Source organism: Actimicrobium sp. GrIS 1.19, assembly GCF_035984655.1.
Lineage (GTDB): Bacteria > Pseudomonadota > Gammaproteobacteria > Burkholderiales > Burkholderiaceae_D > Actimicrobium.
Genome location: NZ_JAXCHT010000005.1, coordinates 1 through 13,424 on the forward strand (window position 1 = coordinate 1; position 13,424 = coordinate 13,424).

Annotated in this window: 11 protein-coding genes; 7 read left to right on the top strand and 4 right to left on the bottom strand. The window is 57.6% G+C overall.

Annotated features, from left to right (window positions below):
* Positions 1 to 92: 92 nt before the first annotated feature.
* From RCH09_RS19700 to RCH09_RS05600, 3 genes are all read right to left on the bottom strand, one after another.
* Complete coding sequence (locus RCH09_RS19700) at positions 93 to 194, bottom strand: helix-turn-helix domain-containing protein (RefSeq protein ID WP_442785007.1); 102 nt, start codon at positions 192 to 194, stop codon at positions 93 to 95.
* Between the two features lie 12 nt (positions 195 to 206).
* Positions 207 to 1,172: a glycosyltransferase gene (locus RCH09_RS05595; protein WP_326940070.1), complete on the bottom strand. Its 966-nt coding sequence runs from the start codon at positions 1,170 to 1,172 to the stop codon at positions 207 to 209.
* 379 nt (positions 1,173 to 1,551) lie between these two features.
* Complete coding sequence (locus RCH09_RS05600) at positions 1,552 to 3,744, bottom strand: InlB B-repeat-containing protein (protein ID WP_326940185.1); 2,193 nt, start codon at positions 3,742 to 3,744, stop codon at positions 1,552 to 1,554.
* On the opposite strand from RCH09_RS05600, the gene RCH09_RS05605 reads away from it, so the two are divergent.
* Positions 3,644 to 4,282 (top strand): hypothetical protein, encoded by a 639-nt coding sequence (locus tag RCH09_RS05605; protein ID WP_326940194.1) that lies wholly within the window; start codon positions 3,644 to 3,646, stop codon positions 4,280 to 4,282. The two genes, RCH09_RS05600 and RCH09_RS05605, sit on opposite strands and share 101 nt — an antisense overlap.
* Before the next feature lie 221 nt (positions 4,283 to 4,503).
* Here the strand turns inward: RCH09_RS05605 and RCH09_RS05610 are convergent, their stop codons facing one another.
* A complete protein-coding gene (locus tag RCH09_RS05610) occupies positions 4,504 to 6,240 on the bottom strand; it encodes a right-handed parallel beta-helix repeat-containing protein (protein ID WP_326940071.1) in 1,737 nt (578 codons plus the stop codon).
* 378 nt (positions 6,241 to 6,618) lie between these two features.
* Between RCH09_RS05610 and RCH09_RS05615 the strand changes: the two genes are divergently transcribed.
* From RCH09_RS05615 to RCH09_RS05640, 6 genes are all read left to right on the top strand, one after another.
* A complete protein-coding gene (locus RCH09_RS05615; RefSeq protein WP_326940072.1) occupies positions 6,619 to 8,097 on the top strand; it encodes a lipopolysaccharide biosynthesis protein in 1,479 nt (492 codons plus the stop codon).
* A gap of 6 nt (positions 8,098 to 8,103) precedes the next feature.
* Positions 8,104 to 9,222: a glycosyltransferase gene (locus RCH09_RS05620; protein ID WP_326940073.1), complete on the top strand. Its 1,119-nt coding sequence runs from the start codon at positions 8,104 to 8,106 to the stop codon at positions 9,220 to 9,222.
* A 188-nt stretch (positions 9,223 to 9,410) separates the two neighbouring features.
* Positions 9,411 to 10,208 carry a polysaccharide deacetylase family protein gene (locus RCH09_RS05625; protein ID WP_326940186.1) on the top strand — a complete coding sequence of 266 codons (798 nt, stop codon included), beginning with the start codon at positions 9,411 to 9,413 and terminating at the stop codon, positions 10,206 to 10,208.
* Between the two features lie 84 nt (positions 10,209 to 10,292).
* A complete protein-coding gene (locus RCH09_RS05630) occupies positions 10,293 to 11,537 on the top strand; it encodes an O-antigen ligase family protein (protein ID WP_326940074.1) in 1,245 nt (414 codons plus the stop codon).
* Positions 11,538 to 11,606: 69 nt separating this feature from the next.
* Complete coding sequence (locus RCH09_RS05635) at positions 11,607 to 12,782, top strand: glycosyltransferase (RefSeq protein ID WP_326940187.1); 1,176 nt, start codon at positions 11,607 to 11,609, stop codon at positions 12,780 to 12,782.
* The gene (locus RCH09_RS05640; RefSeq protein ID WP_326940075.1) at positions 12,779 to 13,420 is read left to right on the top strand and encodes a polysaccharide deacetylase family protein; all 642 of its coding nucleotides are present in this window, start codon (positions 12,779 to 12,781) and stop codon (positions 13,418 to 13,420) included. Before RCH09_RS05635 ends, RCH09_RS05640 begins: the two co-directional genes overlap by 4 nt.
* Positions 13,421 to 13,424: the final 4 nt, after the last annotated feature.

Genomic DNA, 13,424 nt, shown 5'->3' on the forward strand with positions numbered 1-13,424 from the left:
TGTGCACTTTCCGCTTCTTTATTTCCGCCATTCGCCGCTACCCTAACGTGAGAAACATAGCTTAAACCGCTGTCTCAAATCGTGGGTCCACTTTACAGTGCGTGGGCTATCTGGCGAACGCTCTGGTTTTGCCGTTGCATCAGCATGATCGTGGCGCGTTCCTCGGCTTGCAGTTGTTGGTAGTGGTTTCGCATCGCCGCACCCTATCAGAGTTGGGTGTTGCACTTCAGTTTAGAGACCGCCCTGTTTTTCATCAACCATTTTATTGCGGGCCATTTCCCATCCAGCGAATTCAGTTTGCAATGCGACTCAGTCATTGCCATTTTCTGAATTAATTTCCGCCGCCGACTCGATTTCCGTCCAAATGCCCTGCAGCGATGATTGAATGCATTCGACATGGTTTCATTTTGCAGCAGCATGTCCTTCATTTTTTCCCGGGACAGCTCGGTTTGTCCGCCGCCGTAATCATTATTATTATGTATTAAGTATCCGCCAAGTCGCTTCGTGGTCGCGCAAACATCGCCATAAAAAACGATATTTCTTGCGCAATATGCGTCATTGAAGCCCTGCAAGGCATCCGGAAAAGGAAGTATTTTTGTCAAGGCCGCACGTCGCCAGAGACAAGCCGATGTCCATGCGGGCAGGGGATCGCCGCGCAGATACGATGCGAGTCCATCGCATGGTTGTTCGGTAAGCCTTACGTCAAGCGATTGCCAGCAGTGTCCTATGGTTGACGGATCGCTGTCGTTGTGAATATCAAGGTCATGAAAAACCGCGACGACGTTATCGGATTGCTCAAAGAGCGGGACGCATGTCGAGAGCTTGTTTGGGTACCAGAAATCATCAGAATCAAGTTGGGCAATGATGTCACCTTCTGCCGCCGCAAAGCCAAAGGTGCATGCCGAAATCATCTTGCCATTGGGTTTGTAGAGATAACGGACGCGATCGCCGTATTTATGTTCAATGACCGTCCTGGTATTGTCGGTAGAACCATCGTCGACAATAATAACTTCAAATTTCGTGGCGGGGTAATCCTGTGCCAATACACTATCAACGGCTTTGCACAACAGTTCAATCCGATTGTATGTTGTAATTAATACGGAGACATGTGGTTTGGTCATATGCAAATGCTTTACCGTTTTTAGCCGCCGCTTATCTTCAGCAATCTTCATGGCGAAGAATATGATCACGTGACAATATGCCTGCGGCGGCATTGTTCATTGTGCAGTGCCGCGGCAGTCAGGAGTGTCACAAGCCCCAGGGAAATAGTTTTTAAAAAATACGCTAAAGAAACTATTTTGTCTCGGTTTGAAATGACACAGCACGTCAAAACGCAACGAATCCCGTGCAGTCGATTCTTTCACTCAACATTTTAGTTGTTGCAGGAGGGACAGACGCGGTCAGATTAGCACGTGTCAGACCATCGGCGCCAGTGACTTGACGGGATGTGATGCGGCACTGACTCTGACCGGAAGCGAATCCTGTTCTGGCTGATCGGCCATGCTGAGCCGCACTGGGGGGGCGGGCAGCATGGCATGTGGTTTGGTTGAATTATCGCTCAAAGGCCCCGATATCCTTGGCCGCACCGCGCGGGCGCGAGACGAGGCCGGTGAGATCGTCGTTGACGGTGATCGGCGTGGCCTGGATGGCGGCGTCGATGGCGACGCTGCCCGCGCCAAGGGCGAGGGTGGCGGTCAGTTTCGGATCGCCATACAGTCCGGTGCTGTCCCGCGCCAGCGTACTCCACCCATTGCCATTGGCCCAGTACAAATTGCGCTTGAAGTCGAGATAGCTGTCCGACGAGCCCTCGTTGGCGTAATAGCTTGAGCTGGCCAGCGTGGCTGGTCCGGCGGCAAACAGGTTGTCGTAGATCCGGATGGTGCCGGTCGGACTGTAGTTGCCCCAGGTATTGAGGACCTGGGCATTGCCGGAGCCGCTGACGAGACGGTCGTTGTCATAGAACGTGTTGAACGCAATCGTCATGTTCATGTTTTGCGAGATTGTGTTGATGCGCAGGCCGGAGTAGGTCGCACCGGTGACGACATTGTTCCAGATCGTGCCGGAGATGATGCTGTCGGCCAGGTTCAGACCGTACTTGCCGGCGCCGTCGAACCAGTTGTGATGCACCTGCATGCCGCTGAAGCCTGCCCAGTTGGCCGGGAAGCCTACGTAGTTATTGCCCGCCAGGCCGACATTGTCGAACATCTGCAGCAGGTTGCCACCGGTGATGTTGTGCACCCAGTTGAAGCCGACATCCCAGTTGGTGGCGCCGGAATCGATATAGATGCCGTGGTTTTCCAGCGCACCGACACAGGCGATGTCATGGATGTTGTTGCCATACACCTTGACGTTGTCGCCATGGCCAGCTACCCCGCCGCCCTTGGCGTTGCCCGGTGCGGCCAGCGTCGACGGCCATGGGCCGAGTTCATTGTTGACCACGCGCCATGGGCCGGCGCCGTATTGCACATTGAGTGGCGCCGCGTCGGAACTGGCGGTGGCACTGACATCCATGCGCAGGTTGGAAATCGAGACCCAGTCACCGGTGGTGGCGTAGTAAGCCGAGTTCGGCCCCTGGATGCCGCCCTTGACGCCGGACGGTGTCGAGTAATGCACATCCTCGATGGCGTTGCCGCTGACTGGCCCCGGATAGGCGGTAATGTGGATCCAGCCGGTCTTGACCGCGCCAGTTGGCGCCGAACCCTGTTGCTGGGTGTCGCGGAAACGCAGCCAGGCGCCATCGAAGCCGGTGTCGGACCAGTTACCGCCGCGGATGACGACATGGTCGCCGGCCTGGAGCGTGGCATAGGCGCCGCCACGTGCGCTGGTTTGCAGGTAACGCCACGGCTTGCTGATGTCGCCGGCGACGGCGGTGCTGTCGTTGCCGTTCAGGGCGACGAACAGGATGCGGCCCGGATTGGGCGTGAAGGTCTGGTCGACATTGCTGGTCACGCCGTTGACGACGACGCTGATTGGCAGCGCGGTGCCGGCAACAGCATTGCCGAGATTGCCGACCTGCACAGTGAGTTGCTGCAGGCCGAGCTTGCTGCCGACCTTGGCGGTGCCGAGATAACGGTAATTGGCGACTTCGCTGCCACCGATATAGACCTTGGTGGTCGTGCCCATGCCGCTGGAGCCGAAGTTGTTGCCGAAGATCGACAGGTAGGCGCCATTGTTGCCTTCACCGCCGGTCACCGGACCGCTGACGGCGTCGATGTAGCGGACGTACGGGGCGCCGGTAATGGGAATGATTGGAACGAACGTTGCCGTCGCGCTGGTGCTGGCCGACAGCGCGATCGTGCAGGACGGGTTGCTGCCACTGCAGCTGCCGCTCCAGTGATTGAAGGCATAGCCGGACAGCGCCTGCGCCGCCAGCACGATACTGGTTCCCGTGCCGAAGGTCGCGCTACAGCTGGCGCCCGAAGCGCAGCTGATGCCGTTGGGGGTCGAACTGACTGTGCCGCCGACACTGCTGGTGAGCGACAGGACCGCCGTCGCGACAAAATTTGCTGTAGCGGAGGCATCGCCGTTCAATGTCATTGTGCAGGATGGCACAGTAATTCCGGCGCAGACGCCATTCCAGCTCGCGAAGGCATAGCCCGCATTGGGTTGCGCTGTCAGCATCACACTGGTACCCGCGGCAAAATTGGCGTTGCAGCTGACAGTGCAGGCGATGCCATTTGGGGTGGAAACGACCGTCCCGCCAGTGCTGGTGTTGACGACCAGCTTTGTGATCGCGGAAACCACGGTGCCGTTGACTGGCGGCACGACCACTACAGGAACGCCGTTGGGTGTAGCAACGACATTCGGTGCGGTAGGGACGTCCGGTACCGACGCGGATCCGGTTGCCGAACCGTCAGGCACCGCAACCGGGCTGGGATTGCTGGAAGACGCTGCACTATTGTTGTTGGTGGTGGCGGCTGTGCTGCCTCCTCCACCGCAACCACCCAGCAACAACGCCGAGATCAACAATGTTGCGAGGCTCAGCCGTAGCGGCAGGGCAGTCTTTTCGCAGGAGGATCCAGCCAGAGGGCGTACATCATCAAATGTAAGAGTCACGATAGGCGTCTTTATGTTTTTCGTTCTGCCGTACAGCCAGAATTCATTGACCGCTGACGCGGCCAACAACGAAGAATGCATGCGAGTTTGCGAGATCAAATTCGGTGGGACTTTGGCAGCGCATGTTCGCGACGCCACCAGAACCAGCACCATTTCAAGCGGGGGCGCTGGTTCAAGGAAAACTTGTTTTATGAGTAACTATTGCTTTGCGACAACTCAAGTGTAAGGGCGCATCCCTGCAATTGCAACTTGTTAAATAGTGTTAAACACAAAAAAATTGCCCAAAGGCAAAAATACGAAGAATTTTCTGAAAAGCATGGTCCGAACGGATGATGCTAAGTTGTATTTGCGCAACTTTTTTAATTCTGCAGCGTTTACATGCCTGAACGAATCGGGAATTTCACCCGTTCATGCGCTGTTCCAGATCAGTTTTGGCGGTGATGGACATCAACGCGTTGTCTCAAATGCGCCAATGTCGAATCCCAAGCCCTGCGGTCGGCGTGTCGTGATGTCGAAATCGTTGTTGACGATTCGCGCCACGGCAGCCGATCCTGCATCGATCGCCCAGCTCTCCGGCAGCAAGTGGAAATCCTTGTCCGCTGCGCGGAATTTGAGTTCGCCTGACTGCGGGTAACGATCAAACCCAACGTCGCCCTTGCCGCCGTGCCAGAAGTTCCGGTTGATGATGCCAATATTTCCACCGAATCCGACCGTTCCGCCTGCATAGTCCGTGCCGGGATGAGGGACAAAAATATTGTTTTGCATATCGATAGCATCAGGGGCAAGTTGCCAATCGTTCATGATTGCGCCGTACCTGGACTTGCCTTCGGTATTGGTATTGTTAAAGGTGTTGTTGTAGATTTTCGCCCGGTGCAGTTGCGTCGAATTCAGGCGCAGACCGGCGTAGCGCGTGTTGACGATAATGTTGTTGAATATCTTGATGCCGTCTTTGGTGCCATCGGCGAGATTGATGCCGTGCTTGCCGACGCCGCGGATGAGGTTGTGATGGAAGTTGACGTTGCCGGTCGTTTCCGAGCCGTTCGTCCCGCTCACGTACGTTTGAAAACCGCTGCCGCCAGCGATGTTCTCGATCACGTTGTACGCAATCTCAAAGTCGCCGTCGCCATCGATATAGATTCCGTGGTTTTGCAATGGGCCGCCTGTCTCGGGGCCGCAATACACGTCATGAATATGGTTGCCGAGCCATACTTCGCCGAAACCATTGCCAGCGATGCCGGCAGACTTCGCGTTGCTGTTTTTTACTGCGGTCGCTGCAGTCAGTTCATTGTTGACGACGCGCCAGTGGTTTCCCAGGATTTGTACATTAATGGGACCATCTGAGCCGCCTGCTTCGATGCGCAGGTTCGATATCGAGACCCACTGCCCGATGCCTGGCAGATTGAGTCCGTTGACCGCCGAAATCCCACCGGGTGTCCGATCACGCTTATCGGCGGTTTCGGCAACGAAGGGTCGGTAGATCATGACCATTTCGCCCGGATAACCCATCACACCGATAGGGCCGCTGCCGGCAACGCCTGTGGGCGCAGTGCCGGACTTGTTTTGAATGCGCAGGAAGTAATTTTCGAAGCCGGAATCAGTCCAGTTCGTCCCGGTCCCGCGCATGACAATAAAATCACCGGGCTGGACCACACCCCATGCGCCCTCAGTCAGGCGGCTGGTTTGCACGTGCCGGAATGGCCGGTCGACGTCGCCAACCACGGCGTTGAGGTCATTGCCGCGCACGTTGTCGACAAAGAGTATTCGTCCTGGATTGATCATGAACGAGACATCTCCGACCGATTCGTTGCCGTCGACGACAACCTTGACCGGTAGCGGCTTGCCGGCTTTTTGTCCACCGAGCATGCCAATCTGCACCGTAATCTGCTCAATATCCGGTCGGCCGCGCGCAGGTTTCAGGCCGCGGTAGTTATCCACCTCCGCATCGCCAATGAACACCTTGATCGTGCTGCCTAATTTTCCCTGCCCAAAGTTCTTGCCGAAAACGGACAGGTAGATGCCCTTGTTGTTTTCACCACCGTCGCTCGGACCTGACGCGATGTCGGTATAAATCAGAATCGGGCGCTGGACGATCCTGGGCGGTGTCGCCGCATGAAGGGACAGGTGCATTGCGGCCAGCAGCAACGCACACACCCGGGCTGAAATCCATCGGGGAAAAAACTTCATCGTGTAAATAATCCATTGAATGCTGAAATCGACGTCGACATCAAGTCAGGAAACCTGCATTGATGCAGACAGTGGGTGTCATTTCGCATCGCGTGACTGGCGGAACTGGATAGCATAGTCGCCATGCCGGCATCCCTGCAACGGCGGGGTAATTGTAGCTCCCATTGACGTTGTGACAATTGGTTATTCGCCTTTCTACCCCGGGTAAGATCAATGTTTCAGCAGATTCCGGATTGCCAATCGTGCTTCTACTGGCCATTGACAAGCGGACGGCCGGTTGTTGTTGTATTTGACAACCAGCCGTCGCTGGCCGATAGCAGTTGCGTTATTATCTCGCGGAACTTTTAACCATTCCCCTTTTTCAGACTGCACCCCGCTGTGACATCCCTCTCAGACCGCGCCGGATTTCTGGTCGTTGCCAATTTGATCAAGTATGCCGTTGGATTCATCATGCCGATGGTCCTCGTGCGCATGCTGAGCCAGGCAGACTACGGCAGTTATCAGCAAATGATCCTGATCAGCACGGCCGCCATCGGCATTCTCACCTTGGGACTGCCGACTTCCATCTATTATTTCTATCATTTCTCGGGTCCCGAAAAAACCGCGGCGCTGGTTGCACAAACCACGATCTTGCTGCTGGTAGCAGGCATTTTCGCAACGCTGGTGGTCTTCTTTGGTGCGGATCAGTTTGCTGCGACGCTGAACAACCCGTCGATGTCGGGGCTGCTGAAGCTATATGCGTTTTGCCTGGTGTTCATGATTGGCAGCGAGCACTGTCTGCATTTCATGATCAGTCAGAATCGCTATGGCCTGGCGGTGACCTTCGAGGTCGTTGAAACCGTTGTGCGGGTATTGACCCTGCTGGCCCCGTTGTGGCTGGGATTTGGATTTACCGGCCTGATCGTTGGCATCGTTGTGTTTTCCGCGCTGCGGTTCGTGGTGCGCAATGTGTACCTGTTCCAACGCAGCGGACTGGACTTTCACGGCTGGCGCAAGCAGTCCTTTTCAATGGAGCAATTGCGATACAGCACGCCGATTGCCCTGGTTTCCCTGTCGGGGCTGCTTGGCAATACGGTCAACCGCGGCATGCTGGCATCGTCGTTTACCCCGGCCAACTATGCCGTGTATGCCGTGGGTGCGCTCGAAATCCCGCTCGACGTGATCTTTCAGGCGTCCGTTGCAAATGTACTGCGCGCGACTTTGCCTGCGCTGGTCCGCGATGGCAACCTGACTGAAGTCGTGCGCCTCCTGCGCGAGTCGATGCGCAAACTCTCGATTATCGTGCTGCCGAGTTTTATCTTTCTGATGGGGCACTCCTACCAGTTCATTACGCTCCTGTTCACCTCCGCGTATGCCGAAAGCGTTGACGTATTTCGCATTTACCTGTGGCTCATGCCGCTGCATATGCTGGTGCTAAGCCTGGTTCCCCAAGTGTTTGGCAAACCGAAGCTGAATTTGTATATCGTGCTTGCAATGACGGCGGTGTTGCTGATCCTTGGCTTTGTCCTGCTCAAGACGATCGGGTTTTATGGACCTGCCATTGCCACGGTCGCAACGCAATATGTACAGACGATGGTGTACTTCATTGTGGTGCCGTGGCTGACCAAATCCAGCCTGATGAAATTGCTGCCAGTCGGACACATGGTGCGTGTCGTTGTCGCTGGATTGATTTCGCTGTCAGCTTCCTTTCTGGTGGACCATCTGACGCATTCCGGACTGCTCAATCTGGTCTTGAGCGGGGTGTTGTTCAGCCTGGTCTTCTTTATTGTCGCCATCCCCTTGCGCTTGTTTTCACAAGACGACATTCGCCTCATCAAGCGCTGGGTCGCCAAGATACTTCGCATAAAGCTGGCTTGAGAATCAATGAAAAAACGCATCCACGTTCAGCATGTCTTACTGAGTCTGCAGCCAGGCGGGCTCGAAAATGGCGTGGTGAACATCGTCAATCACTTGTCTCCCGAGCGCTTCCGGTCATCGATTTGCTGCATGAAGACGGCGGGGGAGTTTGCCGCGCGCATCAGCGATCGCACGCCCATTCATGAAATGGGCTGGCGCGGCGGGAATGATCCGATGCTGTTGTTGCGCCTGATCCGGCTGTTCCGCCGCACGCGCCCCGACATCGTGCATACCCGCAATGTGGAATCCTTTTTCTACGGCTTCGTGGCAGCGAAACTGGCGGGCGTACCCTGCATCGTCCACAGCGAGCACGGGCGCAACTTCGACGACCGGGCCATGCGCTTCCATGTGCAGCGCTGGTTCTCCGGTCTTTCCCAGGGCGTTTTCACGGTATCGGCGCAGCTGAAACAGGAATTGGTGGCACACATTGGCCTGCCGGCGGAGAGCGTTGCGGTTCTGTACAACGGCGTCGATCTGGACCGGTTTGGCTCCGGGGATCGCGCCCACGTGCGTGCCGCGCTTGGCTTGCCCGACGACGTGCTGGTGATCGGGAGCGTCGGACGGCTGGTGCCGGTGAAGAATTATCCGTTGCTGCTGCAGGCAGTGGCTGCGCTGGATCGACGCGATGTCGTGCTGATCCTTGTTGGTGACGGTCCGGAGCGGATAGCATTGGAGGCGCTGGCCGCCTCGCTTTCCATCAGCCAGCAGGTGCGTTTTCTTGGCCATCGCAATGACGTTACCGATTTGCTGTGCACAATGGATATTTTTGTCCTGCCGTCCCTGAATGAAGGCATGTCAAATACCTTGCTCGAAGCGATGGCGGCCGGTATTCCGAGTATCGCCAGCCATGTTGGTGGCAATCCTGAACTGATTTCGCACGAGCGCGATGGCTTCCTGTTTTCGAGTGGTGATGTGCTGGCCTTGACCCGATACCTGCAGATATTGTGTTCCGACGCCGACCGGCGCGCCACATTCGGCGCGGCGGGGCGCGCGCGCATGGTGCGCGAATTCTCATTCCCGGCGATGGTGGCCCGGTATGAAAAATTTTATCTCGATAGCCTCGCCAGGCGCGCGGCCGCAGCATGAGCCGGGCGATGTCCTTTGTCGTTGACATGTCGGCCCGATCGCGTGCGCTGGAACTGGCGATGAAGGTCAAGCGCAGTCCGCCAATCATCCTGATGTATCACGGGGTTTCGTCTGCGCCAGTCACGCATGGCATTCGCAATTGCGAGGGCAAGCATGTTGCTCTTGATGTCTTCATCAGTCACTTGCGCGTGTTGAAACGGTCGCGCCAGGTCATCAGTCTGGCGGCACTGGTTGACGGTCTGGTCCAGCAGCGGGATATGTCGGATACCGTCGCCATCACGTTCGATGATGGCTATCAAAACAATGCGCTTGTCGCAGCGCCTGCTCTGGCAGATTTCAACATGTCCGCCGCTTTTTTTCTGACCAGCGGGTTGATCGGGACGACCCGATGCATCTGGACCGACCGGCTGGAAATGCTCCTGGACCAAACCGCGCAGCAGAGCCTGCAGGTGTCAGGCCATGGCCTGACCTTGCCACTGCGGGACCAGGTGGAAAAGCGACGGGCATTGTCCCGGCTCAAGCGCCTGTTCAAGGAAGCGCCGCCACCGGATATTGATGCCGCTATCCTGCAGTTGGGCAAGGATCTGGCGGTCGCCGATGCTGCTGCTTCGGGGGATTACCATTTCATGAGCTGGGACCAGGCGAGGGCCTTGGTCGGGTCGGGGTTTGAGGTAGGGGCGCACACGGTATCCCACCCGATTTTGAGCAAGATTGCGTTCGATGATGCCCGCGCTGAAATTCTCGTCAGCAGGGATCGGGTTTTGCACGAAACCGGGCAGTGCAGCCCGATCTTCTGTTTTCCCAACGGAAAGCTGGCCGACTTCAACCCGGATTTGCAAAAGCTGTGCCGGGAACACTTTATTGCGGCATTATCGACCGAACGGGGGCCAGCGGTGCTGGACGATCTCTTTCAACTCAAGCGGCTTAGCCCGTCGGGGCCTGGCGCCGGCGAAAACATTGAATGGATGCTGTTGCGTGCACACTAATCTGAACAGGCCAACCGGATTGCCTCCGTGCCTCGTCGGCGCGGCGCACAGGAACGGCAACACGACATTTACCCGGGTGCTGCAATGAGCTTCCTCTACGTATTCATGAATTTTTTCCAGCCGGGGATTTTCTGGACGCAGCTTGCCGAATTCAAGCCGATGCTGGTGATGTCACTGCTCGCGATATTGGTGAGCCTGCCGAAAAAATCCGTGTACGCACGGCGCGAGGCATTCCAGCATCCGATCTTTGTCTGGATTTCGCTGTTTTTCCTGATTCAGGTCCTGTCGCTGTATTCGAGCGGCTTGTCGGCGATGTTGTCGGGCTTCTCAACCTGGTTGGTATTCTTTGTGTTTGTGGCGACCTCGGTGCTGCTGGTCTCCAACGATGTCGCGCTGTCACGCTATGTCTGGGGCATGATGGCGGGCGGCATGTTCATCGTGGTCTTCGGAATCCTTGCCGTCCTGCTCGGATGGCCACAGGCCCTTGGCGGACGCGCCGGCGCCTATGGCATGTACGAAAACCACAACGACTATTCCTTTATCGTCATCCAGATCGTGCCTTTCCTGTACATGATGCGCACCATCACCCGCAACACCATTGCGCGCTTGCTGCTGGCGGCTTCGCTGGGCACCTGTGTGATCGGCATCCTGCTGTCGCTGTCGCGCGGCGGCATTCTGGCGCTGGTACTGGAGTTCGCGCTGATCATCCTCTTTGGCATGACCGGGCGCAAGCGCTGGATGTGGGTGCCGGTGCTGGTCGTCGTCGGAGTGGCGGCGATCGGTTTCCAGTGGGCCAAGCGCGCGGAAAATCAAGGCAGCAACTACACCGCCGCGGATGCAGAAAATTCGCGATTTGAATTGTGGGATGCTGCCGTCAACATGATCATGGCCAAGCCGATCCTGGGTGTTGGCACCAGCATGTTTTATGACCATGCGCAGGAATACGGCGAAATCAGCCACGACAACCGCGGCAAGAATACGCACAACACCTATCTTGAAATTCTGACGGGCACCGGGCTGCTGGGATTCTTTGCCTTCTACAAGTTCATCTCAAAGCTGTTGCGCGCGCTGCACCGGCCATTCCTGCCTTGTGGTCCGCCCCTGCTCGATGCGGTTCGGCGCGCGACACTCATCGGCGTGTATTCCATGCTCATGCGCGCGACCCTCGACGCCAAGGTACAGGACTGGAGCTTTTACATTCTCGCCACGATCGGTCTGGTTTGCGTGATGCTGCAACGTGCTGCCGAGGCGCGCGCAAGGAAGAGCGAGGTCGCGGTGGCTGCGATGCCGGCTGGCGCCGCGCCGATGATGACTGCGGGATTGCTCTGATGCGACTGTATTCGGAGCAGGCGCGTGCCCGTGGCTGACCAGCCCAGCGGGCCGATCGAGCTGGTGACGGTGACGACGTTTTTTCCCAACGCCGTCAACCGGCAGCGTGCTGTCTTCGTCCACAACCTGTTGCGCGCAATGATGCAACGCTGCCATATCGAGGTGATCGCGCCCGTTCCTTATGCGCCGCCATTTGGCAACAATCCGGCGTGGCGCGAAAAGCGCAGTATCCCGGCTACTGAATGGATGGACGGCCTGCAGGTCGTGCATCCGCGCTTCGTGGTCGTGCCGAAAGTCGGCTGGTTGTCGGGCCTTGGGTATTTTCTCGGGATCGTGCGGACGCTGCGCCGGATCGTGAAAGATCGCAAGGGCGTGGTCATTCATGCCCATTGTGCCTACCCGGATGCGGTCGGGGTGGCACTGGCGGCGGCGCTGCTGCGCCTGCCGTTCCTGGTGACCGCGCACGGCAGCGACATCAATGTGTATGCCAGGCAGCCGCTCTTGCGCCCGCAAATCCGCTGGGCGCTGCGCCGCGCGATCGGTGTCGTTGCAGTCAGTCGCAGCCTGGAGGCCCGCATCGCTGCGCTGATTGGAACGGACGCAACCAGCATCGCCTGCATTCCCTGTGCGGCGTATGACACGACGGTGTTTTTTCCGCGGCCGCGGCAACAGGCGCGCACGGCGCTGCAGATCGCGCCACATGCCAGGGTCGTGTTGTTCGTCGGTATGCTGGTGCCGGTCAAAGGGCTCGAATTTCTGGTTGACGCATGGATTGCCTTGCAGCGCGCTGGTAAAGTGGACGCAACGGATCGGCTGGTCTTGCTGGGCGAGGGACTGCAGCGCAAGCTGCTTGCCGAGCGCATCGCAGAGGTCGGAATGGCCGAATCGGTTCTCTTTGGTGGCGCGGTGACGCAGGCGGAAGTGGCTACCTGGATGAGCGCGGCGACGCTGCTATGCTTACCGAGCCGCAACGAGGGCACGCCAAACGTGATTGTCGAGGCGCTTGCCTGCGGAATTCCGGTCGTGGCAAGTGCAGTAGGGGGGATCCCCGACCTGCTTGTGGAGGGCGAGACCGGCCTGCTGGTGCCGCCCGCAGACGTCGTTGCATTGAGTAATGCCCTTGCGCGCGCATTCGAACAGCCGTGGGATGCCAAGAGGATTGCCGATTCCGTCGCCAACCGCACCTGGCGACGCATCGCTGACCTGAATTGTGATTTCATTCAAACCGTACGCCAACAACCATGACACTTTCGATCAGCCAGGCTGCCAAGGCAGTATTGCAGCAGTTGTATTCGCCGGGCCGTTTCCTGTGGCGCTTGCCGGCCGCCCAGCCCACCGTCGCACTGACGTTTGACGACGGTCCTGATCCGGTGCATACGCCGGCGCTGCTGGATGTGCTGGCAGCGTTCGGCGTCAAGGCGACCTTTTTTCTGGTGGGTGAAAAAGCCGAAAAACATCCGGAGCTGCTGCGGCGCATGGCGCAGGACGGCCATCAGATCGGCGGCCACACCTGGGCGCATCGCGAGATCGTCGGCATGTCGCACGCCGAGCTCGACCTGGAATTGACCCGTTGCCGCGACATCATTGCCAAGGCCAGCGGGATTGATTCACGGCTGTTCCGGCCACCGCGCGGCCGGGTCGATCTGGCGTCGATCCGACGCGTCTGCGGGCAAGGATATTGTCTGGTGCACTGGACCAAAACCTACAGCGATTACAAGAAGGACGGCATCGAGAACCTGTTGCGCCGGTTTCGCGGGAATCGTCCGGTCGCACGCGACATCGTCCTGCTGCATGACCACAACGAAGACACGATCGCTGCGATGCGCACGCTGATTCCCGAATGGCAGGCTGCGGGAATCACGTTTTCCGCATTGCCTGACTGATGAC

Coding starts and splice junctions, on each gene's coding strand:
- RCH09_RS19700 (WP_442785007.1), bottom strand. CDS start 194: ATGCGAAACCACTACCAACAACTGCAAGCCGAGGAACGCGCCACGATC.
- RCH09_RS05595 (WP_326940070.1), bottom strand. CDS start 1,172: ATGAAGATTGCTGAAGATAAGCGGCGGCTAAAAACGGTAAAGCATTTG.
- RCH09_RS05610 (WP_326940071.1), bottom strand. CDS start 6,240: ATGAAGTTTTTTCCCCGATGGATTTCAGCCCGGGTGTGTGCGTTGCTG.
- RCH09_RS05620 (WP_326940073.1), top strand. CDS start 8,104: ATGAAAAAACGCATCCACGTTCAGCATGTCTTACTGAGTCTGCAGCCA.
- RCH09_RS05630 (WP_326940074.1), top strand. CDS start 10,293: ATGAGCTTCCTCTACGTATTCATGAATTTTTTCCAGCCGGGGATTTTC.
- RCH09_RS05640 (WP_326940075.1), top strand. CDS start 12,779: ATGACACTTTCGATCAGCCAGGCTGCCAAGGCAGTATTGCAGCAGTTG.